A 23580-nucleotide genomic window follows, 5' to 3' on the forward strand; every position below is an offset into this window, starting at 1 on the left:
TACAGCCATGTTCCGCTTCGACCTTCGGCGCCTCATCCTGTGGATCAGCCTGCTGTCGGTCCTTTTGGTCGTCGCTGGCGGCCTGCATGCCAGCTATCTGGTGCAACGCGACCTGCTGCTGCACAACGCGCTGGAGGTCAACCGCGTCTACGCCTCAAAACTGGCTGCCACCACCGATACGTTTCTTGGCGACGTGCGCCGCTATCTGTCCTACAGCGCCGACGTGCTGGCCGACATGGAAACCCATCCGGCACTGATGGCCGAAGAAGCGCGGCGCCAGCAGGAACAGTTGGGCCATTTCAATTCCAGCATGGTCGTGTCGCCGCAGAACAAGGTGATCGCGGTGTCTTCCGCGTACCCGCAGCTGCTGGGCCAGCAACTGACCAGCGAGGCATCCAAGACCGCGATCCGCACCAAACAACCGATCATCAGTGAGCCCTACCGGGCCAGCAATGGCCGCTGGCTGATCCTGTATTCGTACCCGATCTTCTCCCATGACCATCGCTATCTGGGCTATATCGCGGGCACGCTGTATCTGCACGAAGACAATGCGCTGGATCGCCTGCTGGGCCAGCACTTCTACCGCGACGACTCCTTCCTGTACGTGATGGACCGCAACGGCACGCTGATCTATCACCCCGACCGCAGCCAGTTGGGTCGCATCGCTCCCGACAACGAGATTTTCGCGGCCGCTCGGCGCGGGGAAACGGGCGAGAGGCGCTTCACTGATCGCCAAGGCCGCGACATGCTGGCGGGTTATGCGCCCGTGCCCAGCACCGGCTGGAGCATCATCGCGCAACGCCCGGTGGACAGCACGCTGCAACCGCTTAACGACCTGCTCATGGCCACGGCCCGCAATGCCTTGCCGCTGTTGTTGTTGTCGGTGGTGTCGATCTGGCTGCTGTCGCGCTGGATCGCCCGGCCGCTGGGTGAGCTGGCCGACATTGCCCGGCACATGCAGGATCCGGATTCGCCTTCCCGCATCCACCGGGTGCGCTCCTGGTATTTCGAGGCAGCGCAACTCAAGCGCGCGCTGATCATGGGGTTGGCATCGATCCATCACAAGATCCGTGACCTGCGCCGCGAAACCACGACCGATACCTTGACGGGCCTGCTGAACCGGCGGGGCCTGGACGAGGCGTTGGCGATATTGCAGGCCGACGAGGTACCGGTGGCGTTCATGGTCATCGATATCGACCATTTCAAGAGCATCAACGACCGCTATGGCCACACGGCTGGCGACCACGCGCTGAGAGCACTGGCTACGCTGATGAGCGAAAGCTCACGCGGCGGCGACACGGTGGCGCGGGCAGGCGGCGAGGAATTCGTCATTCTGATGCCCGGCGTGTCGCTGGCCTCGGCGGTGTCCGCGGCGGAACGCCTGCGGCAACGATTGGCCACGCAGCCCGCGCCCGGCGCCATCGGCTCCCCCATCACGGTGTCGGTGGGCGTGGCGCGCTACCCCGATCACGGCGCCACGCTGGATGCCGTCTTCCAGCGCGCCGACCAGGCGCTCTACTACGCCAAGAACCATGGCCGCAATGCCGTGTGCGTCGCCGATGACGATGTGCGCGATGGCGCCCGACGGGTGTCGCCGGGCTGATGACCGGGCGGCCCCGCTACTTGCCTTTCGGCGTGGCGGGCGCGGGCGCCTTCGGAGGCTTGCGCATCTGCTCCAGCAAGGGGCCGCACGCATTTTCCTCAGTGGTGCTGGGTGCGATCAGAGCCAGCAGGCCGGCCGCAGGCGTCAGGATCACCCCCAACGCCACCATCCCCGCTCCGCGCGCGGCCAGCGGCAACACATGCACACCCACATCCGGCGAACCAAAGGTGCCGCGCACATACAACGGCGAACGCAACGAGAAGATGCGAAAACCCTTGCTGCTCGGCGTGACTTCCATATCCATCGTTTCGTTCTTGAAGTCAGCTGTACCGGTGATGTTGATTACCGCGTTCTCGGTATCGAAGACGAATATCCGCGGCGTCATCACCCCACTCTTCATGCCCAGATCGGCCGCGCCGCAATTGATCTTCACCTCGTCGTCGCCGAACAGCTTGGAGACCACGTAGTTGCCGACATTCAGCCCTGCGATCTCCATCAGACTGCGGCTGATGACGCCGTCGTTCACCAGCATCTTCACGTCGCCCGTCGCCGAACCCAGCAACGCGGCCACCGAATTGCCGGTGCCGCTGATGGCCAGATCGCCGTTCAGTTCGCCCAATGTTTTCTGCATGGCCGCAGTCGCCGGGAAGAGCTGCTTGAGCCTCAGGCGACGCGCATGCAGATCGACCCGCCCCGTCAACGCCTCACTGGCGCCGTCCAGCTTGATCGTGCCGTTGATGTTGCCGCCCGCCATGCCGAAACGGAAGGGATCCAGCGTCAGCTTGCCGTCTTGCAGCACGACATGCACCGACAGATCCGACAACGGCAACTTGCTGTCATGCACGATGCGCCCGGCATCCAAGGCGACGTCAGCATCCATATCGCGCCAACGGTCGGTACGGAAGGCCTGGGTCGGCAGCACCTTGCCCCCCTTGGGTTTGGCGGGCGCGTCCTTGGTCTTGTCCGCCGGCGCGGCGGGTGTGCCGCCTGCGGGAACCCCAACCAGCGGTCCCAAGTCTGCCATGCGCAACAACTTGGACGACAACTTGCCGGTGAGCTTCGGCCGCGGAGCCCCCAACGCAAACGTGATGTCGCCATGCAGGTCGCTGTTGCCCACCTTGCCATTGAAATTCTTGTAGTCGAATACCGCGCCACCCGGGTTCTTCAGCTTGGCGACAAGATGCCCATCGGTCGAATAAGGGGGGGTGTCCGGCAGCGTCACGCCCGTCAGGGGATACAACTGCGCCATCGATGCGCCCGACAGTTTCAGCCGCAAATCCAGCGCGCCCAGATTGACCGGGTCCGTCAAGGTTCCCGTCACCGAGGCCTTGGTGCCGCCAATCGCCACGTCGGCCTGCACGGGAAACGGCTGCTTGGCATCTTGCAAGGCAAGCATCCCGCCCACCTTGCCTTCGCCCTTGGTGGCCAGTCCCTTGTATTTCCCGTCCAACTTCCAGCCAAACACGTAGTCGCGGGGTGCGGCAGCCGCGGCGTCGTCCGGCACAAACGCCGCGCCCGCCACGTCCGCGAAGGGCACCGGTTTGCCCAGCGGGTCCACCAACACCGTCAGGTCGGCCTTGAGAATGTCGTCAACCAGCCCGGCCCGGCCCTTGTCGAACCCGATTTCATTGATATCCAGCACCCAAGGCGAAGGTTCACCGGTCTCGGGCAAGGTAAAGACCCAGTTGGCACGGCCATCGGCCAAGCGTTCCAGGTCGGCGGCGGGCTCGGTCAACTGGACGCGGCGGATGACCAAGCGCTGGTTCAACAGCGGCAGCAGCGCCAGGCTGAACTCGCCGCGCTTGAGCGTGGCGAAATACGGGGCCTTGGCCCAGGGCGCGTTGCCCACCGAGATATCATTTGCGATGATATGAGGCCAAGGCAGCCAGGCCCGCCATCCCCCTTCATCGGGATCGCGTTCCCATTCGACGCTCAGATCGCCATTGATGGCGACGTCACGCCCGATGGCCGCGCTGGCGCGCTCGTTGATCATGGGCTTGGCCCGGTTCCAGTCGAAAGTGGCAATCACCACTCCCAGCACCAGCACGAGGAGGGCCACACCCCCTACAATCCCGATCGCTATTTTTCTTGTGCGCGTCATGGTTATTATCCTTGGCGTTGTGGCCAGCCTACAACCGCCGGCCCTCGTTACCTGCAAGGGTATCGCGGCCCAGTACAAGGGTTGAGCCAACCGGCCCCATAATGTGTGCGGATCTTTCAGCCCGCAAACCACCTGGGCGGCCTGGGCCGCGCGGCGACACATCGTCGCCTGCGGGTTTGCGCAGCATGCCGCGATCCCGGCCCGGTACCGGGAAGTTACAAAGCGAAATGGCTGTGAACGCCGGAAAAGGGACCGGGATGCAAGAACTCACTGAATTTTCGACGCCGCCCCTGCTCCAATGCGCGGACGATTGATTCCGCCCCAGCGGATCGGATAGCAGAACAACCTGGAGGCCCGATGCGGCATTCAACCTTGATTTTCGTGATGGCGGCATTTGCGCTGCTGACGCTGAGCCGCCTGGCGCTGGCCGCCTGGCAATGGCGGCGCGTGCGCAATGCAGGCGGCCTGTTTCCGCTGCTGCTGGGTGGCCTGCGCATCGACGCGCACCAGATCGCCGTGCTGGCTGCGTTGCCCGCCGCGCTGTCGCCCCTGCTGGGGCACTTTCCCATCGCCGCCACGATCACGGGCTACTGGTATCTGATCGCCTTCATTCTGCTGGCGTTCCTGGAGGTGGCCTCGCCGCCCTTCATCCTGGAATACGACTCCCGGCCGAATCGGCTATTCGTGGAATACCTGAAGCACCCGCGCGAAGTCTCCGGCATGCTCTGGCGCGGGTACAAGCTTGCACTGTTGGGCGGCCTGGGCGCTTTGGCGTTGATCGGCTGGGGCGCGTTCGGCCTGTTCGGCCACGCCACGCCCGATGCGCAGCTGACCTGGTGGCAGATGCCGATTGCCTTCTTGGTCATCGTGGCCATCACCATTCTGGCCATACGCGGCACCCTGGGGCATCGCCCCATCAATCCGTCCTCGGTCGCCTATTGTTCCGACGGCATGCTCAACACCCTGGCCCTGAACTCGCTCTACAACGTGTTCTACGCGGTCTACAGCATGAAGAACGAGAAGTCCGCCTCGGCGGTGTACGGTGGCATGGACGATGCCAAGATGCATGATTTGGTGCTGGCGCAAGCCGGCCTGCCCAACCCGCCGTCCAACCCCGACTATCCCAGCCTGCACCGCCAGCCCGCCACGCGCAAGACGCCGCGTCCGCTCAATCTGGTGATCATCCTGGAAGAAAGCCTGGGCGCGCAGTACAGCGCCGGCCTGGGCGGCGCCGACCTGACGCCTGAACTGGACGCGCTGGCACGCGAGGCCTGGACGTTCACGCGCGCCTACGCTACAGGCACCCGCTCGGTGCGCGGCCTGGAAGCCGTGGTCACCGGTTTCCTGCCCACGCCCGCGCAAGCCGTGCTGAAGCTGCCCCGTTCGCAACGCGGGTTTTTCTCATTGGCCGATCTGCTGGGCCGCCACGGCTACCATTCGCGCTTCATCTATGGCGGCGAATCGCACTTCGACAACATGAAGGGCTTTTTCCTGGGCAACGGCTTCAAACAGATCGTTGACCGCGCCGACTTCGTGAACCCAGCCTTCGTGGGCACCTGGGGCGCGTCGGACGAAGACATGTTCAACCAGTTGGACCGATTGCTGCAGGAAGACGCCGACCAGCCCACCTTCACGCTGGCCTTCAGTGTGTCGAACCATACGCCTTGGGAATACCCCGCCGGCCGCATCCAGACGGAAGGCAACCCGGCCACCGTGGAAAACACCGTGCGTTACGCGGACTGGGCCTTGGGCCGCTTCTTCGAGCGCGCCAAAGCGTCGCCCTATTGGGAAAACACCGTGTTCCTGGTGGCGGCCGACCACGACTCCCGCGTATTCGGCGCCAGCCAGGTGCCCGTGCGCCACTTCCATATCCCCGCCGTGATCCTGGGCGCGGGCATCGAAGCGCGCCGCGACGACCGCCTGATCAGCCAGATCGACCTGCCGCCGACCCTGTTGTCGTTGATTGGCGTAGACACCGAACACCCGATGATCGGCCACGACCTGACGCGCAGCACACCGGGCCGCGCGATCATGCAATACGACAACACCTACGGGTATCTGAAGGAAAACGACCTGCTGGTGCTGGCGCCGAACAAGGCGCCGGTTCAGTACCGCTACACCGCGCCGGAAGACTACGCGCCCGCCGCGTTGAACCCCGAACTGGCGACGGAAGCGCTGGCGCACGCGCTATGGCCAAGCTGGGCCTACCGCGAAGGCCGCTACAGCCTGCCGGGGCTCACGCCCGAAGCGGCACCCACGGCGCCGGCGACTAACCCGGCCGCCGGTCCACCGGCCGCTTGAAGCCCTTGCGCGCTTTCTCGCTAAGCGCATGGCAATGGCATGCCGGGTTGTGATCGTTCACCATGCCCACCGACTGCATGAATGCATAGACGGTGGTGGGCCCCACGAACTTCCAGCCCAGCTTCTTCAGTGCCTTGGACAAGGCGACGGATTGTTCGGAGGTTGACGCGCCCAAGGTGGACGGCGAGCCCGCCGGCGCTTCAAAGCGCCAGAAGAACGCCCCAAGCGAGCCCTCTTTTTCGATCATTTCCAATGCGCGGGCCGCATTGTTGATCACCGCTTCGATCTTGCCGCGATGCCGCACAATGCCGGCGTCATCCAGCAACGCCAAGACCTGCTTTTCTCCAAACTTCGCCATCTTGGCAGGATCGAAATTGGCGAAGCCGCGCCTGAAGGCCTGCCGCTTGTTCAGGATGGTGCGCCAGCTGAGCCCCGACTGGAAACCTTCCAGGCAAAGCTGTTCAAACAGGGCGTGATCGTCGCCTTGCGGGCGGCCCCATTCCTTATCGTGATAGGCCATGTATTCGGCGGACGTATCCACCCAGCTGCAACGGGACAGTCCGTCGGGAAAATCGGTTTTGGCGTTCAAGGCAGCGCTCCAGGCGGCGATCAGGCTACCGATGCTACCCCAGCAACGTCCCCGAAAAAAGTCGTAGCGGCCGCAGTCTGAATCCCGCTACTATTTGCGGCCCTCTGCGGCCCAGATTCCGCGCCTGTCGTGTCCGCGCGCACCTTGGACCGGCTTTCGACCGCCTCCCCACATGTCCCTGCTAGAGACTGCTGTCCTTACGTTCATTTCACCCGCCGTGCTGGCCGGTGACAATCCGAACGCCAATCCCTGCCTGGACTGTGGCGCCTGTTGCGCCCATTTCAGGGTCTCGTTCTATTGCGGCGAACTGGCAGGCGAAAACGGCGGCCATGTCCCCGTGGAACTGGTCACCCAGATGAGCCCGCTGCGCGCCTGCATGAAAGGCACCGAAATGGGCGGCGGCCGCTGCGTCTCGCTGCGCGGTGAACTGGGCCAGCCGGGCATCCATTGCGCCATCTACGAAAACCGCCCCACCCCGTGCCGCGAGTTCGATATCTGGATGCCGGACGGCTCGCCCAATCCCGATTGCCAGCGTCTGCGCGCGGGGCTTGGCCTGCCGGCGGTGCCGGCCCGGCCCGATGCGGAAAACGATCCGCAAGGCCCCCTCCATCCCGATCAGCCCGCCGCCGCCTGAGCCAGCGCGCGGTCCCGCGCGCGCCCCAAGCACAACGATCAACCCGGGCAGGACTGCCGCATCTCCGACAGCAGCGATTGCGCGGGCTGCGGCGCACGCGGCGACGGCGCAAGCAGCGGGACGGGCTCCCCTTTTGGCACCGGCCGCTTGCGCACCCGGACCAGCTCGGGATCCTTGCCCAGGAAAGTCAGCACTCCCCGCATGACGCGGTCGCGCTCATGGTCGACGCAAATCATGTGATAGCTATCTTGCAGCATGACCACCGTCGCCCCCGGAATGCGTGAGCCCAGGAACCGGGCGGACCTCGGGCTGGTCAGTTCGTCTTCTTCAGCGTGCATGATCAGCGTCGGGCAATCCAGATGTTCCAGTCCCTGCTGGACCATGCCGCGCAAGCGGTCCACCTGTCGCACGCAGGCGAGCGGCACCCACTGATAGTGAAAACCGTCGCCGCGCGCAAAGCCCGCTTTGATGAAGGCGCGCACGAGCTCGCTCTTCACACCATAAGGGTCTTCTTCCTGCACCCGAATGCGGCGCGGCACGCCCGGCACGTGATACAGCAGATATCGCAAGCCGCGATACCAGGGCGTGCTCCAGCCATCCAGGAACACGGGGGCCGACAACACCACCAGCGCGCCGCAGGTATGCGATTCGCGCTTGCACAGCTCCACGGCCAGCAGCGCCCCCAGGCACATGCCGATCACGTGCAGCACCTCGTACTGGGTGCGTAGCTCGCGATAGCGCTGCGTCACCTCCTGCATCCAGTCTTCGACCCGCACGTCCAACAAGTCTTCCGGCTGCCCGGCATGGCCGGGCAAGGTCACGCCGTGCGTCTCCACACCCGCACGCGCCAACACTTTATGCAGCGTGCCCATATCGAATTCCGTACCACCCAACCCATGGATGAGCAACGCGCCAGTGCGTTGCGGCCTCAAAAGGTCATTCATTTCTCACCCCAAGAACATCACGGGTGGACGACATGACTATCCACCCCTGACGCCATACTAGGGACAGGGCGCAAATGAAGATCCGCAAAAATGTCGGAGAAACGTGAAGATGCGTAAAGGGGGAAACGGCGGGGTCGAAGAAACGGCCGCTGGCCCTTTCCCCGGCGTTACTCGCGGCCGGCCAGGTAGCGCGTCGGCGTCACGCCGAAAGCGCTGCGGAAGCTGCCAATGAAGGCGCTGGTGCTTTCGTAACCCACCGATAGCGCAGCTTCGGTCACCGAACGGCCGCGGCACAGCATTTCCAGCGCGCGCAGCAAGCGGGCCTGCTGCCGCCACTGCCCCAGCGTCACGCCGGTTTCCTGCCGGAACCGGCGCATCAGCGTCCGCGACGACATGTTCAGCCTCTGCGCCCATTCGTCGATGCCAGCGGTATCGTCCGGTGTGTCCAGCAAGGTGTTGGCCAGATCCTGCAAACGCGGATCGACAGGCATGGGCAGCAACTGAGGCGTGTGTTCGCGATGCTTGAGCTCTTGCAGCAACACATCGAACAACTGCTCAAGATAGGCGTCCGACAGCCTGCCGTCCTGATGGCTCGTGAAACGGTCAACCAGGGCCTCGATCAGCTTGGACGACGGCCAGGACCGGCAGTGCGCCGGCAACCGGTCGCAGGCATCGCGCCGCACATACAGAAACGACCCGCGCGCATCGCCGAACCATCGTGCGCCGTGCGGCATGCCCGGCGGAATCCAACCCAGGCTGCCCGGCATGACCGTCCAGACCTCGGTTCCCGCCTGCACCATCACCAACCCCTCGTGCACCAGCACCAACATGCCCTCGTCATGGACATGCGAGGGCACGGCAATACCTTTGGATTCCCGGCGCCCTTGCACGCTGAACGGGGTCAGCAACACATTGGGCAGGGCGGGCGCGACGGCCACATGAAGCATGGTTGGCAGGTTTGAGCTACAGATTGACGGGTTCCCGTTAGCGGGCTCAATTGAAAATGTACATCATTCTCATAAGTCGGGCATCAGCCCCCCGAATGGAGAAACCACATGGACGATACGCGGCTGCGCGACGCCGGCATCAAAGCCACCTTCCCCCGTCTGAAGATCCTGGACATCTTTTACCAACGCGCCAATCAGCACATGAGCGCAGCGGATATCTACCGCAATCTCATTTCGGATCGCAGCAATATCGGTCTGGCGACGGTTTATCGCGTCATCACGCAACTTGAGGACGCCGGACTACTCAAACGTACTCAGCTCGACGCGCACAACACCGTGTTCGAGCTCAACGACAAGGGGCACCACGACCACCTGGTCTGCACGCATTGCGGGCAGATCCTGGAATCCAGCGATCCCGCCATGGCCCAATTGGTCAGAAAGATCGCCAAGCGCAGCGGCTTTGCGCTGGGTTCCTACAGCCTGGTGCTCTATGGCGGTTGCGGCTGCAAGGCAGACGCGACTCCCCACCCCCACGGAGAATTCGAATGAACCGCGATCACTTTTTCTTCCACGACCTATCCCAGTTTCCCATCGTGACCGCCAAGCACGGCGGCGCCCCCAAGGGCTATTCGGCCAGTTGGATCCGCGAAATGGAGATGCTGGTGGACAACCCCCAGTCCTTCGTCATGGTCGTACCCGACATGCGGCAGGAAGCCGGCCATGAAGACCGCAAGGCCATGATCGAATGGCAGACCACCAACATGCCACGCTTGAAAGCACGTTGCCGCGCATTCATCGCGGTGGAACGTGAACCGGCGGCGCTGGACAAGATCCGCAAGCGGGGCGAAAAAATGGCCCATGCGTTCGGCATGCCGTTCCTGGCGGTGGCCACGCCAAGCGAAGCGATCCAATGCGCACGCGAGTTGCTGGGTCATAGCGGACCTGGCGGATTCGTCGTGGATTGAGTCCGCCGCCCCGCAAGCTTGCTGACGCGCCTTCGGGCGCGTTTTGCATTTTCAGCCCCTATCCGCATGGCCTTCAGGACAGACCTCACCGTGATTGCCGAAATTAGAATGCGATATTGATAAATTTGCGATTGTGGCAAAAGGTGGAGCTGGCATAAATTCCACCCCTGGCACATCCGCCCGTCCCGCAACGTCGAGGCTGGCGTTCTGGCTCGCCGGGCTTCCCGGATGACGCTTGTCGGCCTATCCATGGCGCAACCCGCCATCGCTTCCCTGGTCCGTACCTGTTGGCCTGCGCGTTCACAAGACGCCGAGGCGAGCGGCTATTCCACATGCCTCCCGCCCCCTGCGCGCTATTTTTGCGGCTGCCAACCGCCTGGACTCGACATTGAGATTTACGGCATCCACATCAATGAAGCGATTCCAATTCGATAGCACCGCGCTTCGTTATTTCCTGACCGTCGTCGACACCGGGTCCGTCAATGGCGCGGCCGCACGCCTGAACGTCGTCAGTTCCGCCGTCAGCCGCCAGATCGCAGGACTGGAGCAGCGGCTGCAAAACCAACTGTTTGAACGGCACCCCAAGGGCATGCGCGTTACGGAAGTCGGCCGCATCCTGGCGGACCACGCGCGCCGGGTCGAAGCCGACGCGGCGCGCACCTATGCCGAGATCGACGGCCAGAACGGCCGCTTTACCCAAACCGTGAAGATTGCCGGGGCGCACGGCTTCGCAGCCCTGGCGCTGCCGCGAAAGTTTGCCGCCTTTCAGGCCGAGCATCCCTCCGTGCGCTTCAACTTGACGGTCCTGGACGCCGGGCTGGTCACCGAGCGCGTGCGCTCGGCGCAAGCGGACATCGGCGTCACCTACAGCCACGCGGCCGAAAAAGACATCGCCGTCATCTTCGCGCGCCCAGCCGAGATCGTGGCGGTAATGCGGCCTGGCCATCCCCTGTCGCTCAATGGCACGTCCCCGCAGATGCCGCTGCACCTGACGCAATTGTCTGCCTACCCGCTGGCCTTGCCGGAAGGCGGCAGTGCCTTGCGCCGGGTGCTGGACATGGCCTCCAGCCTCTACAACACCACGCTGTCGCCCGCATTCACCTCCAATCACCCAGAAGCGGTCTACAACTATTTGCTGACGGGCAACGCCGTGACCTTGTGCGCACGCCTGTCGGCGGCCGAACACCTGGACTCCGGCCGGCTGATCTGCCGGCCCGTGGGCGACGCCTTGCTCAATGGCGGGCAAATCCAGGTCCAGACCCATGTGTCCCGCCCGCTGCCCGACGCCGCGCACCGCTTCCTGCGTTTCATCCGAAGCGACACGCCTCCCCTGTTCTGACCGCCCGGTACGTCGCTGACGCGAATGACCCTCGCCCCGGCGGTTGGCGCCCCTGCGTTGCCAAAACCAGAACAGCCCAGTGAAAAATGATCAATTGTTAAAAATGTAAATCAAACTTACATTTGCCCAGGGTTTACCACTAGATCATGGCGGCCGGCACCGTCCGGCCGCCTTATGCAGGAGCCTTGCGCGTGTTTAAGAACCTGAAAATCCGAACCGGACTGCTCGTGGTCCTGACCCTTTTCGTACTGGCCCTGGCGGGCGCCACCAGCATGGGCTGGCTCTTCGCCAAGGCTGCGGACGAGGCCGTCGACGACCTGAACCGCGTGGCCACCGAACAGACCCGCCCGCTCTATGAAGCCCAGGTGCTGCTGCTGCGCACCCGCATCACGCTGGTCGCGGCCTACCTGGATGTGCAGGCCGGCCGAGGCGCCCAGGCGCAAGCCAGCGTGGAGCTGGCCGCCAAGTCCCTGAGCGACGCCCGCCAACGCTATGCCACCTTCCAGCGCGTGCCCAAGGTCACGGACGCCGCCCGCAAACTGACGGCCGACCTGGACGGCATCTTCAACGCCTACGTGCGCAGCATCGACGCGCTGGGCGAGGCCCTGCAAAAACAATCCGCGGAGAACTACGTCATCGCCGTCACCGACGCCCGTGCCGCCGACGCTCGCTTCGAGGAACGGGTCATCGCCTTTCTGGCCCATACCGAACGGCGGGCCGCTCAAATCAACGACGCCTCGGACCAGCGCTACAACCTGGCCGAGCTGGCCACGGTCATCATGCTGGCCCTGGCGGTTGTCCTGGCCGCCGGCTGCTGGCGTTTCATCAGCCGCCAGGTGCTGTCGCCCCTGAAGGACGCCGCCCAGCATTTCGACCGCATTGCCTCGGGCGATCTGACCCAGCGGGTGGCCGTCAGCGCCGACAACGAAATCGGCGTGCTCTTCACCGCGCTCAAGCGCATGCAAGACAGCCTGACCCGCACGGTGGCCGAGGTGCGTCGCAGCGTGAACGAGATCAACACCGGCGCCGCCGAGATCTCCTCGGGCAACACCAACTTGTCCTCGCGCACCGAGGAACAGGCCGCCTCCCTGGAAGAAACCGCCGCCAGCATGGAAGAGCTGGCCACGGCGGTGAAGCAGAACACCGAGCACGCGCATCAAGCCAACGCGCTGGCGGCCGAAAGCCGCGGTGTGGCGCTACGCGGTGGCCAGGCCGTGGACCAGGTGGTGGAAACCATGGCGCGCATCTCGGACAGCTCGCGCCGCATTGCCGAGATCGTCTCGGTGATCGACGGCATCGCGTTCCAGACCAATATCCTGGCGCTCAACGCCGCGGTGGAAGCCGCCCGCGCGGGCGAACAGGGCAAGGGCTTCGCCGTCGTGGCGGGGGAAGTCCGCTCGCTGGCGCAGCGCAGCGCGCAGGCCGCCCGCGAGGTCAAGGACCTGATCGAACAATCCACCAACAATGTGGACAGCGGCGCCGCCCAGGTACGCCAGGCTGGCGAAACCATGCAGGAAATCGTCACATCGGTACAGCGCGTCACGCAGATCATGGCCGAAATCACCGAGGCCTCCACCGAGCAGTCCATCGGCATCGACCAGATCAACCGCGCCGTCACGCAGATGGACGACGTCACGCAGCAGAACGCCGCGCTGGTCGAGCAAGCGGCCGCCGCCGCGTCCTCACTGGAAGACCAGGCCAAGCGCCTGGCCGCCACGGCGGCCTTCTTCAAGGTGCCGGCCGAAACCATCATCGACATGACCGCGCAGCCGGCCCCCGTAGCCCTGCGTCCGGCCTACGCGGGGTAGCCAGGACTCGTCCATTTGGACGACACCCGTTGTCCTAGGGCTTTCCAGCGCCTTAAGACTTGGGCCGCCAAGCCGTTGTCTATGGGCAGGCGCCGTGATCCCCACGGCGCCTTCCGCCAACCCGACGATGAGCCGACCCGAGCATGAACCGCGCACTCGCCTGTATTTTTTGCCAATCGACGCTGGCGCAAGGTGCGCCCTTGCTTGAAAAAAGCGGCACTGCCATCTGCAAGCCCTGCGTGGATCAATTCTCCGAACTGTTCGCCGAACGCGCCTGGGTGATGGCCGCAACCTTGCAAGAACAGCTGGACGTGCTGCTGGAAGAAAGCCGGCGTGCGCTGGCGCAGAGCGAATCCTTGTCGGAACGCGCCCGCAGTTGCGGACTCAGCATGCAGGATCTGTCGGGCGCGGTGACACGCACGCTGTCGTAGCGGCGTGGGGCGTTCTTGCCGGCGCCGTCAGGGCGGTGGCAGTGCTTCCGACCGGAAGCGTCCGCCCAGAGCAAGATGCAGATTCACGCGCTGAACAAGCCTTTCCGCGCGCACATGCATCAGGTCGCTCTTTGCCCGCAACACATCACGCTTGCGCTGCAAGACATCCAGCGTATCGAACTGGCCGATCTGCCGTTGAATCTCTGCCAATTCCAACGCCCGGGCGCTCTCGGCATACTGGCGTTGCATGGCGCGTTCGCGCAGCGTCAGCTGCTGCTCACCGGACAGCCCATTCTCCACCTCCGCCATCGCAGTCAGGATGGAACGCGCATACAGCGCCAGCGCCTCCCGCTGCTGCTCGGTGCGCAATTCCAGCGTAATCTGGCGGCGTCCCGCGTCGAACAAGGGCCAGGCCAGCGATGCGCCAACCGGAAAAACCCAACTCTGCATGCTGGTGGCCAGACCGGAATAGTCCTTGGTGAAGCGCCCCGCCCCGGCAAATATCGCGATAGTGGGTAATCGGGCGGCTTTTGCCTCCTCGGCGCCGAAGTACGCAGACACCAGCCGTTCACGCGCCGCGACCAGATCGGGCCTGCGGTCCAGCAAGTCCAGCGGCAAGCCCGGCGCAAGCGGTGGCGGCGCATCCGGAATGGCCTCATCCGCCTGCGCCGCGCCCGCCGGATAGCGCCCCAGCAACAACTCCAACGCCCGCAATGCCTGCATCCGCGCTTGTTCCCGCTGGGCGACCACATCGGACGCCGCCGCGCGCTGCTCTGACCAGTACGCAACCTCCATGTCGCTGACTCGGCCAATGCGGCGGCGGTACTGCACCAGTTCAAGCTGTTCGCCCGTGGCGCTTTCAAGTTCTTGCGCGATGGTCAGTTGGCCACTGGCCTCCAAGGCCGCCAGCCAGCTTTTGGCCGTCAATGCGCCGATGGACTGGCGCGCGTAGGCGTAGTCGGCTTCCGCCGACCGGTAGCCCGCCTCGCCAGACAGTTTCTCCGCCCGCGCCCTTCCCCATAAGTCGATTTCCCAATTCATCACGATGGCGTAACCGTTGGCCGAGAAAGCGCTGCCTGGCGTGGGGTCCGTGGCGGCGCGGGCGCCGACGCCGACAGTGGGCAGCAGGTCCGCGCCCGCCAGTCTGGCTTGGTGCGCCGCCTGTTGCATCCGGCTTGCGGCGACGCGCAAGTCCAGGTTGTTGGCCTGCGCTTCGTCGATCAACGATTGCAAGGTGCCGTGTTCGGGAAAGCCTGCCCATTCCGGCGAGAATGCCGCGTCCCTTGCGCTGGCCACCCAATGCTCGGGCACCTGCGTGCCGGACATGGCCTGTTGGTATAAGGCGTCGCTAGCCGGTTGATCCAGATTTGCGCATCCTGCCAACCAGACAGGAAAGGCACAGATCATTGCAAACATACCGGGGACGATCGGACGTCGCGGATGCATGTCGGCCCCGTCAGTGAAGCTTGAGAACCAGATAATCAAGTTTTGCCGAAACACGGAATATGACCTTGCGCACCATATGCAGCGCCCCCAGACTGTCCGTGTAAATTGCCGCCTTTCCTCGCGCGCCCATCGCCAGCGTCATGTCTTGCGGCGTCTCAAGGTTGATACGCACCGCGTATTGCATCGGCGCCGCAGCGCTATCGCCTTCGCTGGTCGTCCCGGGCAGCACGCCGGCTGCCTGGTATTGCCCTTGCGAGGTTGCCCAGACGATCGAATCCACTTCACCTTTGAACACATGGCCCGGCACTGTCCGCAGGGACACTTCCACTTCGTTGCCCGGCTTCACCTTCGTAAGTTGATTCTGGTCGAAGAATGCAATCACCTGCTGCGTGGTCTCGACAAACGACATGATGGGACGCAGCGGAATCGCGGCGGCATAGGACCCCACACGAGCCTGTAGATTGATGACGTAGCCATCGGCGGGTGCGTAAAGGGTGGTCTGCTCAAGTTCCCATCTGGCGGTATCCAGCTCTGCCTTGACCTGCGCCACCGCAACTTGGTCGCCCTGGAACATGGCGCCCTGATTCAATTGGATCTTGCGTTCGGCTTCCCGCGCGGCCTCCCAATTTGCCTGGCGGACTTTCAGTTCGCTCTGGAAACCCTGCACATCGTATTGGCTGCCCGCCCCTCGGGCGGCCAAGGCCGTGCTTTGACGCAACCGCATCCGCGCCAGCTCGACTTGCGCCAGGGCGGCGGCCGTCACCGCTTGCGCCGCGGCAAGATCGCGGTCCAGGGATTGCTGGGTTGCTTGCGCGTCGATGAGCTTGGCTTGAAGCTGCCTGACCTTCAATTGGTAAGGTTCGGCGTCCAGCCTCAGCAGCACGTCGCCCTTTTTTATCGGCCGATTTCCTTCCACCGCGATGTCCACGACGCGCCCGGTCACGCGGGGAATGATCTCGACCACATAGTTGATGACCCGCAACTCACTTGACGACGGCGTGACGACATTGATCGTCAGGACAAGCGCCGCCAACCCCGCCGCGCCCACCGCGACCACTCCCACCTGGGACTGGATGTTCCAAGGCAGCAGCTTGAGCTTGATGAAGATAAGCCAGACCAACAGCCCATACACCACGCAAATGAGTTCAAGCATTCCAACCTCCAGACCGAGACCGCCAGCCACCGTATGCCACGGCAGGCGCCGCCTTCTCAGGGCGGAAACGCCCCCCTGTCCCTAACCCAAGGTTTCTGGGTTGGGTCGCGCCTCCTGGCTGGAATGCGCGCCGCTGCCCGGATCGTTCTTCCTGGCGGCTTCGGCTTCCGAGAGGTTCATCTCTTCGTAGTAGTCATCGTGCTTGTCCCGGCCATAAGCGAGCCGATATCCGATCGGCTTCGTGTGTGCCCACAGCCATGCGAAGGGCCATAGCATCCCGCCAAAAAGCAGCGACAGCAGGCACAGCGACTTAATCGCGTCGGTTTGAGGATGATGTCTTTTCTCGGCAATGACTTCGGGCAGGACGTGTAGCTTCCAGAAGGCCCAGATTGCCAGGAGCGGGACAAAAACGAGTACGACCCAGACGAGCACATCGGCGATGGCGTCCTCCAGGTGTCCCGCCGCGGCACGCCCCGTGGCCGGCAAGAACATAGCCGCCAGGGTCAGGACTGCCGCGAATCGACGCCGCGGATTGGCAAGGAACATATCAAGCTCCTTTCGCAGTGGGATGCAGATCGCTCAATACGCCGTCGGAGGGGTCCTTGCATGGGGACTCCCAAGCAAGAGAACATGCAGTGCATTTTCGCCAGTGACGGAGGCGAAAGTCCATGCTAATTTCGGCAATATGTCGTCAGCTCCCACCAGCGGAGGGTTGAATGCACCTGCACCATTTCGAGTCGTTTGATTCGTACGCGGCCGCCCTCTTCGACGTCGACGCCCGGGTTTTCCTGCTGGGATCAAGAGACGGCGGCTGGAGGGTCGGTCATCTGGATGTGGATGGCATCCACGTTCAACGGGGTATTACAGAGGTCCCAAACCTGTGCGAAGCCGTTGCCCGGCCCACTCACCTGACGTTGCTATTGCCCCCGCCCTCGCCAAGCAGAACGTGGTTGAACGGCAGCCCTTTCAATCAGGAGTCCTTGGGGATCCTGGCGCCGGGCAAAGGATTCGTCTTTCGTGCCGCCGGCCCCAGTGAATGGATCTCCATCGCGCTGCCGCTTTGTTCCGCGTTGTTTACCGGCGACAGCATCGTGGCACTCACGCTGCGGAAATGGGCTAGTGTGGCTGACACGGTAAAGACAGACTGCCACCCGTTGGCGGCCCTGCGCGAAGCGGCGCTGATGTCGATGATGCCGACCTGTCCACCCGCGCTGGGCCGTCGTTTGATCGAGCAGCGATTGTGCGACCTGATCGCGTCCCGAATTCCTCATGACAAGAGCAAGGGACGCCCCAGCTTGTCATTGCCACTGCTATGCGAATTGGCCCTGGCCATCTTCCGCGACCCCCATCAGACCGCGCAGGTCGATGAACTGCGCAGGCGTTTGAAGATCAGCGAACGCAGCTTGAGAGATGTATTCCAAGCCTGTTTCGGCATGAGTCCAGGCCACTATCTATGCCTGCGCAAACTGCACGACGTCTATCTCGACCTGGCGAAAAGCACCGGCCAGCCCATCACGGTAGCCGATTGCTTCCTTCGGCATGGCTACCCGTATTCCACGTATGCGGCGGCACGTTATCACGCGCTATTCCTTGAAACCCCTTCCGAGACACGCCGGCGGCTTCGTCCGCAATCGTGCCCAATCTGACGATTTTTCGCCGGAATCATCATGGACGCGGGGTCGTTTCGCCAATCAAAATGCGTGATGGGCGCCTCACGCACACAGCGGCGAATCAAGGAGTCACTGATGGCCAGGAAAGACGAAACGGCAGACACCGCGAACGTACAGAAAAAACTGTCTGCGAAGGAATATGAAAAGGAATTGGCCCGCCTGCATGTCGAACTGGTCAAGCTTCAACAATGGGCCGTTCATACCGGCGCCAAGATCTGCATCCTGTTTGAAGGACGCGATGGCGCGGGCAAGGGCGGCACCATCAAGGCGCTTACCGAACGGGTCAGCCCGCGCGTCTTCCGGGTCGTCGCGCTGCCGTCTCCCACCGATCGCGAAAAGACGCAGATGTATGTGCAACGCTATCTTCCGCACTTGCCCGCAGCCGGTGAAATCGTGATCTTCGACCGAAGCTGGTACAACCGCGCCGGCGTGGAACGGGTGATGGGCTTTTGCACGAAGGAGCAGGTCAAATCCTTCTTGACGGCGGTTCCGCTGGTCGAGCGGGCGATCATCGGATCTGGCGTCATTCTGCTCAAGTACTGGCTGGAAGTCAGCGAGGCGGAGCAAACCCGCAGGCTCCAAGCACGTATCCACGACGAGCGAAAGCTGTGGAAATTGTCGCAACTGGACCTTGATTCGTACAGCCGCTGGTTTGACTATTCGCGTGCGCGTGACGACATGTTCGCAGCGACGGATACAGACCTATCGCCCTGGTACGTCGCCGACTCCAACAACAAGAAGCGCGTGCGCCTGAACATCATCAGCCACATTCTGGAGAGCATTCCCTACAAGGCCTTGCCCAGAAAAGACATCAAGCTGCCAAAGCGTCAAAAGGCGCAGGGCTACCGCGAACCGGAGCATGCGCTCCGGGCGGTTCCGCAAAAATTCTAAGTCGGATCAGACGCCCGAATACATGATGCGGCCGGCCACGGGCATCGGCGCCGTCAGGATCGAACCCGACTCGGACTCGGTGATGTAAAGCGTCTTGCGGTCGGGTCCCCCAAAGGCAATATTGGTCGTCAATGCCCCAAGCGGGGAATTAATGCGCAACATGGGTTCTCCGCGGTTGCTGAATAGCCAGACCGCTCCCAGGCCCACGTGCGCCACCGCCAGATTGCCTTCCTCGTCCAGGGCCAGACCGTCCGGCCCGCCGCCGCCGGACATCTGAATGAAGGTGCCAACCTTGGTCACATGGCCATCGCGCGTCAGCGGTATGCGCCAGATGGCGTTTGCCCGCGTTACCGCCACGTAGAGCACGGACTCGCTCAGATCCAATACCAAGCCATTGGGGCTGGGTATGTTGTCCAACAGGCAGTCGACACGACCATCCGCCCGTCGCCTGAAGACGCGGCCCGTCTGGTCATGCCAGCCCGTCAAACCCTGATCGGTGAAGTACATGTCGCCGTTGGACGCGAAGATCAGGTCGTTCACCGCCTTGAGCCGCTCAAGATGGACCCGTTCCAGGACAGGCGTGACCTCACCCGTCTCGGGATCAAGCTGGACGATGCCCCGGGCATAGTCGGCGATGAAGATGCGACCGTCTCGATGGATTTTCAGGCCGTTGGGCTCGCCATCGTAGTCAGCAATCAGTTCAAACCGGCCCTGTTGGTCGACCCGGAACACACGCCCCCAGGGCACATCCACGCAATACAAACGGCCCTGGGCATCAAAGGACGGCCCCTCCAACAGGGAATGGGGCGGTTGATTTCCTGGTTGATAGCGGTGCCACTCGGACGTGCCTTCCGGCTTCCTGAATGCGTCGGGCAGACGAGCAAAGACTTCGGCTTGAATGGCTGGCGGAACGGCGTACATGGTTTCCCCGTGGCAACTGGTTGGTCCTGGATGGCAACGATCTCAACACGAAAGCGTCAGGAGATCCTGTCGGTGGTGCCGACAAAGTCCAAGGGGCAATAGAAGCCACCATGGAATTGAGCGGCGATCGGATCTTCGGGTATGTCCTGGGCCAATATTTCCGCCGCGAAAACCTCGGAGTCATCTTGCGGTTGATAACCCAGGAACTTCACATTGGAGTTGTCCCAGCGATTGCGAAGGTTGTTCGACACGCCATAGACCACGGCAAAATGATACGACTCGTGCTCGATGCAGCAACGCGCCAGCTCCGCCATGTCCCGGTGGCTGATCCAGGTCAGCAGCTGCCGGGCTTCGCTTGGATGGTCAGGGGTGCGGAATGTACCTATCCGCAAGCACGCGACCGACATGCCGTACTTGTCCGCGTACATCCGGCCCAAGGCCTCGCCAAATACTTTGGAAACGCCATAAAGCGAGTCGGGCCTGGGCTCCACGGTGTTGTCCAGGAATGTCTCTCTTCGGTGGTAGCCCACGGCATGGTTCGAGCTTGCGAAGATGACGCGGGGCACATGTTGGCTGCGCGCAGCCTCGAACACGTTGTAGCAACCGTCGATGTTCATTGGAAGAATCTTCTCCCACGTGTCCACGCCAGGAATACCGGCAAGGTGGACCACGCAATCGATACCTTCCATGCAACGCGCCACGGAACTCATGTCCCGCACATCGATCGTGCAGATTTCCTCGCCCTCTTGCGCGGGCTCCTGTTCGGCGATGTCGGCCAGGCGCAGCAAGGCATAGCGACCGCGCAATTGCGTGCGCAGACATTTGCCTATGTTTCCGGCCGCGCCCGTGATCAGCACCCGCAGGCCTTCAGGTTTTGAGAAGCAAGTCATCGATATTCCTGTGTTCTTATTTCTTGGCGTTGGCCTTGGCGGCGATCACGGCGTCATAAAGTGCCTGCCCATTGGGCGCTTGTTCGATCAGCTTTTTCACGACGGGCCGTGTCGCCAGCACCAGGGAATCAAGGTCGCTCGGATAGACAACCGCGACGCCTTTCTGCTTCATGGTCTCCATCCCTTCGTCATAGACCTTCTTGTAATAGTCGCGAGCGTAGGCCATGGCTTCGTCGGCCGATTCCTTGACGATCTTCCGCTCGTCTTCGGAGAGGGAGTCCCACCGGCTCTTGGACATGACCAACAGTGCGGGATGGATATTCACGTGCGTCATGTTGAAGTACTTGGACACTTCGATGAACTTGTCGGACACGAACTGATCGGGAGTGGTTTCGCCGCCGTCGATCACCTTCTGCTGCAACGCCAGGTACAGCTCGGAGTACGCCATGGGGGTAGCTTGCGCACCCAGCGTCTTGTAGCTTTCAACATATCCCGGCGACTGGATGACGCGGATTTTCATCCCCTTCAAGTCACCCGCGGAATTGATGGCCCTGTTGCCAAACACATTCCGCTCGATGGCTGAAAACCAACCCAAACCCACCAGGCCATACTTGGGAAGAATGTCCATGAACTTGTCGCCAACAGGCCCGGCGAGAATGTCATTGGCTTGCTGGACGCTATCAAACAGGAAGGGGGTATCGAAAACCAGGAATTCCTTCACCACATTGTTCAACGCCGGCTGCCCGGTGACGAACAGGTCGGTGGCGCCGGCAACGGCGCCCTGGATCATGGTGAGTTCTCCGCCCAGTTGCGAGTGCGGGAACACCGTGACCTTTATCTTCCCATTCGATTTCTCTTTCAGGATATCGGCAAATTTCTGCGTGCCGACATGGAACGGACTGTCCGTGGTGAGCGTATGCCCCACGTCCATGTTCAACGCATGGGATGGCGCGGCAAACATCAACGCGCTCAAGGCGCCGATGCCAAGCATCTTCTTGAAAACCTTCATTTTTGTCTCCTGGATTATTTTTTTGACTTCATGCTTGCTTCGGGGCACGCCGAGCCGCCGCCCGGCGTCCGTCTCTACAGAAAGGCAGTACTCAGGGCAGGCACGTACGAGATGATCAGGATGTCCAGGATCAGTACCGCCAGAAAGATCACCAGATATCGGGCCAACTGGTGCATCTTCAGCTGGGCAACCTCACACACCACGAACAGATTGACCCCTACCGGCGGCGTCACCATGCCAACGGCCAGATTGGTAATGACGACCATGCCGAAGTGGATGGGATCGATGCCGAAGCTCACACTGATGGGCGCCAGAATCGGCACAATGATCAGGATCGCCGCCAGCGCTTCAATGAACATGCCGACGACGAACAACATGCCGTTGACCAGCAGCAGGAATACCAAGGGGCTGGTGGTCACCGATCCGAGCGCAGCGGCCACCCGTTGCGGCACCTGGTTGATCGTCAACAGATACGCAAACACAGCGGCAAAGGCAACGATCAGCAAGATGATCGCGGACATCACCGCGGCACGGCCGAAGATGCCCAGCAGATTCTTGGGCGTGATTTCCTTGTATACGAACATCCCCAGCACCAGGCCGTAGAGCACCGCGATACAAGACGCCTCGGTGGGCGTGAACAGGCCGCCATAGATGCCGCCAAGAATGATGACGGGCATCATCAAGGCCAGCGTCGCGTCCCGCAACGCCACCAGCACGCCTTTGGACCAGTCCTTCAGGCTCATTACGCGAACCTCGTCAAAGCCCTTGATGCTGGCAATCACGCACACCGTCAGGATCAATGACACAGCGATCAGAAGCCCAGGCAGGATCCCTGCGATGAACAGCGCCCCAACCGATACATTGGCCGTCAACGCATAAACGATCATCGGAATCGACGGCGGAATAATGGCTCCAAGCTCTCCGGACGACGCCGCGATCGATGCCGCGAACGATCTTGGATAGCCCTTCTTCTCCATTTCGGGGATCAGCACGGAGCCGATGGCGGCAGTGGTTGCCGAGGACGACCCCGACACCGTGGCGAACAGCAGGGACGTCAATACCGCGACGGCGCCCAGACCTCCCCGAATCCAGCCGACAACGGCGTTGGCCAACTGGACCAACCGGCGCGCAACGCCTCCCGACTGCATGAGATGGCCCGCAAGGATGAAGAAGGGCACGGCCATCAGGCTGAACGAGTCCAGTGACTGGAAAGCCATCTGCACCACGATCAGCAGCGACCGGTCGCCCGATTGCAACGCCATCGCCGCAGACAGGCCCAGCGCCGTCATGATCGGCGCTCCTATCAGCATGATCAGGAAAAACGACAAGCCAAGGACCAGGATCATATTGCCCCCTCGATGCTGTTTTTTATCTCCATCGCTTCTTCCATCTCTGCCGATTCCTGCTGCGGAGACTCTACGTTCAGCAGTTCCTTCACGGCATTCGTGAGCGTGTTCGCGCACATGAGCAGGCAGCCGATAGCCATCATTGAATAGACGTAGGCCATCGGCATTTCCAGCGCGGGAGACCATTGCCTGAGTCCAAGCTCGATCAAGCGGATGGATTTCCAGACCAGCAGCAGCGCAAGCACCAAGGTCAGGACATGGGACACCAGTCGCAACCAGCGGGCAAGACGCTCGGGAACAAGGCTGACGAATACATCCACGCCGATCAGGCGCAGATGATAGGCAGCGACCGCGCCGCCGATGAAGACGCTCCCGACCATCATGAAGCGCGCAATTTCCTCAGCCCATGGCGCGGACAAGGAAATACCGGCGTAGGTGTAGATCAGCCGGGCAAAAACAGAAACCGAAATGGCAATGATCATGCCGAGCAGCAACAGCCCGGCGCATTTTTCCGCAGCGTTGTTCACGGCGTTCATGGTTCGCTGCAAGGCCATGAATTTCTTGTGAGAGGCAGAACGCTCGTTCATAGCCC

Annotated in this window: 22 protein-coding genes; 10 read left to right on the forward strand and 12 right to left on the reverse strand. The window is 62.4% G+C overall.

What is annotated here, in order from left to right:
* Positions 1–7: 7 nt before the first annotated feature.
* Entirely contained in the window at positions 8–1603 is a 1596-nt protein-coding gene (locus HV753_RS26010) for a sensor domain-containing diguanylate cyclase (protein ID WP_175177474.1), read from the forward strand.
* Positions 1604–1619: 16 nt separating this feature from the next.
* Here the strand turns inward: HV753_RS26010 and HV753_RS26015 are convergent, their stop codons facing one another.
* On the reverse strand, positions 1620–3704 hold the full coding sequence (locus HV753_RS26015) for an AsmA family protein (RefSeq protein WP_175177475.1): 2085 nt from the start codon (positions 3702–3704) through the stop codon (positions 1620–1622).
* A gap of 357 nt (positions 3705–4061) precedes the next feature.
* On the opposite strand from HV753_RS26015, the gene HV753_RS26020 reads away from it, so the two are divergent.
* Positions 4062–6005 (forward strand): LTA synthase family protein, encoded by a 1944-nt coding sequence (locus HV753_RS26020; RefSeq protein WP_175177476.1) that lies wholly within the window; start codon positions 4062–4064, stop codon positions 6003–6005.
* Here HV753_RS26020 and HV753_RS26025 read toward each other — a convergent pair.
* Entirely contained in the window at positions 5974–6594 is a 621-nt protein-coding gene (locus tag HV753_RS26025; RefSeq protein ID WP_175177477.1) for a DNA-3-methyladenine glycosylase I, read from the reverse strand. The two genes, HV753_RS26020 and HV753_RS26025, sit on opposite strands and share 32 nt — an antisense overlap.
* Before the next feature lie 172 nt (positions 6595–6766).
* Between HV753_RS26025 and HV753_RS26030 the strand changes: the two genes are divergently transcribed.
* Positions 6767–7228: a YkgJ family cysteine cluster protein gene (locus HV753_RS26030; protein WP_175177478.1), complete on the forward strand. Its 462-nt coding sequence runs from the start codon at positions 6767–6769 to the stop codon at positions 7226–7228.
* A 38-nt stretch (positions 7229–7266) separates the two neighbouring features.
* Here HV753_RS26030 and HV753_RS26035 read toward each other — a convergent pair whose 3' ends face one another.
* Entirely contained in the window at positions 7267–8172 is a 906-nt protein-coding gene (locus HV753_RS26035; protein WP_246288395.1) for an alpha/beta hydrolase, read from the reverse strand.
* A gap of 167 nt (positions 8173–8339) precedes the next feature.
* Positions 8340–9119, reverse strand: a complete 780-nt coding sequence (locus tag HV753_RS26040) for a helix-turn-helix transcriptional regulator (protein ID WP_175177479.1) — start codon at positions 9117–9119, stop codon at positions 8340–8342.
* A 108-nt stretch (positions 9120–9227) separates the two neighbouring features.
* Between HV753_RS26040 and fur the strand changes: the two genes are divergently transcribed.
* From fur to HV753_RS26065, 5 genes are all read left to right on the forward strand, one after another.
* Positions 9228–9668: a ferric iron uptake transcriptional regulator gene (gene fur, locus HV753_RS26045; protein ID WP_175177480.1), complete on the forward strand. Its 441-nt coding sequence runs from the start codon at positions 9228–9230 to the stop codon at positions 9666–9668.
* Positions 9665–10084, forward strand: coding sequence for a hypothetical protein (locus tag HV753_RS26050; protein WP_175177481.1), 420 nt, complete (start codon positions 9665–9667; stop codon positions 10082–10084). Before fur ends, HV753_RS26050 begins: the two co-directional genes overlap by 4 nt.
* A 412-nt stretch (positions 10085–10496) precedes the next feature.
* Positions 10497–11423, forward strand: coding sequence for a LysR family transcriptional regulator (locus HV753_RS26055; protein ID WP_175177482.1), 927 nt, complete (start codon positions 10497–10499; stop codon positions 11421–11423).
* A gap of 191 nt (positions 11424–11614) precedes the next feature.
* Complete coding sequence (locus HV753_RS26060) at positions 11615–13231, forward strand: methyl-accepting chemotaxis protein (RefSeq protein ID WP_175177483.1); 1617 nt, start codon at positions 11615–11617, stop codon at positions 13229–13231.
* Positions 13232–13374: 143 nt separating this feature from the next.
* Positions 13375–13662, forward strand: coding sequence for a ClpX C4-type zinc finger protein (locus tag HV753_RS26065; RefSeq protein ID WP_175177484.1), 288 nt, complete (start codon positions 13375–13377; stop codon positions 13660–13662).
* A gap of 27 nt (positions 13663–13689) precedes the next feature.
* Here the strand turns inward: HV753_RS26065 and HV753_RS26070 are convergent, their stop codons facing one another.
* The 3 genes from HV753_RS26070 to HV753_RS26080 form a co-directional block, all read right to left on the reverse strand.
* Complete coding sequence (locus HV753_RS26070; protein WP_175177485.1) at positions 13690–14988, reverse strand: TolC family protein; 1299 nt, start codon at positions 14986–14988, stop codon at positions 13690–13692.
* A 130-nt stretch (positions 14989–15118) separates the two neighbouring features.
* Positions 15119–16261: an HlyD family secretion protein gene (locus HV753_RS26075; protein ID WP_175177486.1), complete on the reverse strand. Its 1143-nt coding sequence runs from the start codon at positions 16259–16261 to the stop codon at positions 15119–15121.
* Positions 16262–16342: 81 nt separating this feature from the next.
* Positions 16343–16807: a DUF3302 domain-containing protein gene (locus tag HV753_RS26080; RefSeq protein WP_246288396.1), complete on the reverse strand. Its 465-nt coding sequence runs from the start codon at positions 16805–16807 to the stop codon at positions 16343–16345.
* Between the two features lie 170 nt (positions 16808–16977).
* Between HV753_RS26080 and HV753_RS26085 the strand changes: the two genes are divergently transcribed.
* Together HV753_RS26085 and ppk2 are read left to right on the forward strand one after the other, a co-directional pair.
* Positions 16978–17907 (forward strand): AraC family transcriptional regulator, encoded by a 930-nt coding sequence (locus tag HV753_RS26085; protein ID WP_175177487.1) that lies wholly within the window; start codon positions 16978–16980, stop codon positions 17905–17907.
* 99 nt (positions 17908–18006) lie between these two features.
* A complete protein-coding gene (ppk2, locus tag HV753_RS26090; protein WP_175177488.1) occupies positions 18007–18822 on the forward strand; it encodes a polyphosphate kinase 2 in 816 nt (271 codons plus the stop codon).
* Between the two features lie 6 nt (positions 18823–18828).
* Here the strand turns inward: ppk2 and HV753_RS26095 are convergent, their stop codons facing one another.
* The 5 genes from HV753_RS26095 to HV753_RS26115 all read right to left on the reverse strand — a co-directional run bounded on the left by HV753_RS26095 (position 18829) and on the right by HV753_RS26115 (position 23575).
* A complete protein-coding gene (locus HV753_RS26095) occupies positions 18829–19743 on the reverse strand; it encodes an SMP-30/gluconolactonase/LRE family protein (protein WP_175177489.1) in 915 nt (304 codons plus the stop codon).
* Between the two features lie 56 nt (positions 19744–19799).
* Positions 19800–20633, reverse strand: a complete 834-nt coding sequence (locus HV753_RS26100; RefSeq protein WP_175177490.1) for an NAD-dependent epimerase/dehydratase family protein — start codon at positions 20631–20633, stop codon at positions 19800–19802.
* Positions 20634–20649: 16 nt separating this feature from the next.
* Positions 20650–21642: a TRAP transporter substrate-binding protein gene (locus HV753_RS26105; protein WP_175177491.1), complete on the reverse strand. Its 993-nt coding sequence runs from the start codon at positions 21640–21642 to the stop codon at positions 20650–20652.
* 74 nt (positions 21643–21716) lie between these two features.
* Positions 21717–22988, reverse strand: a complete 1272-nt coding sequence (locus tag HV753_RS26110) for a TRAP transporter large permease (protein ID WP_175177492.1) — start codon at positions 22986–22988, stop codon at positions 21717–21719.
* Positions 22985–23575 (reverse strand): TRAP transporter small permease, encoded by a 591-nt coding sequence (locus HV753_RS26115; RefSeq protein ID WP_175177493.1) that lies wholly within the window; start codon positions 23573–23575, stop codon positions 22985–22987. Before HV753_RS26115 ends, HV753_RS26110 begins: the two co-directional genes overlap by 4 nt.
* Positions 23576–23580: the final 5 nt, after the last annotated feature.

The organism is Achromobacter pestifer (assembly GCF_902859625.1).
GTDB classification, from domain to species: domain Bacteria; phylum Pseudomonadota; class Gammaproteobacteria; order Burkholderiales; family Burkholderiaceae_B; genus Achromobacter; species Achromobacter pestifer.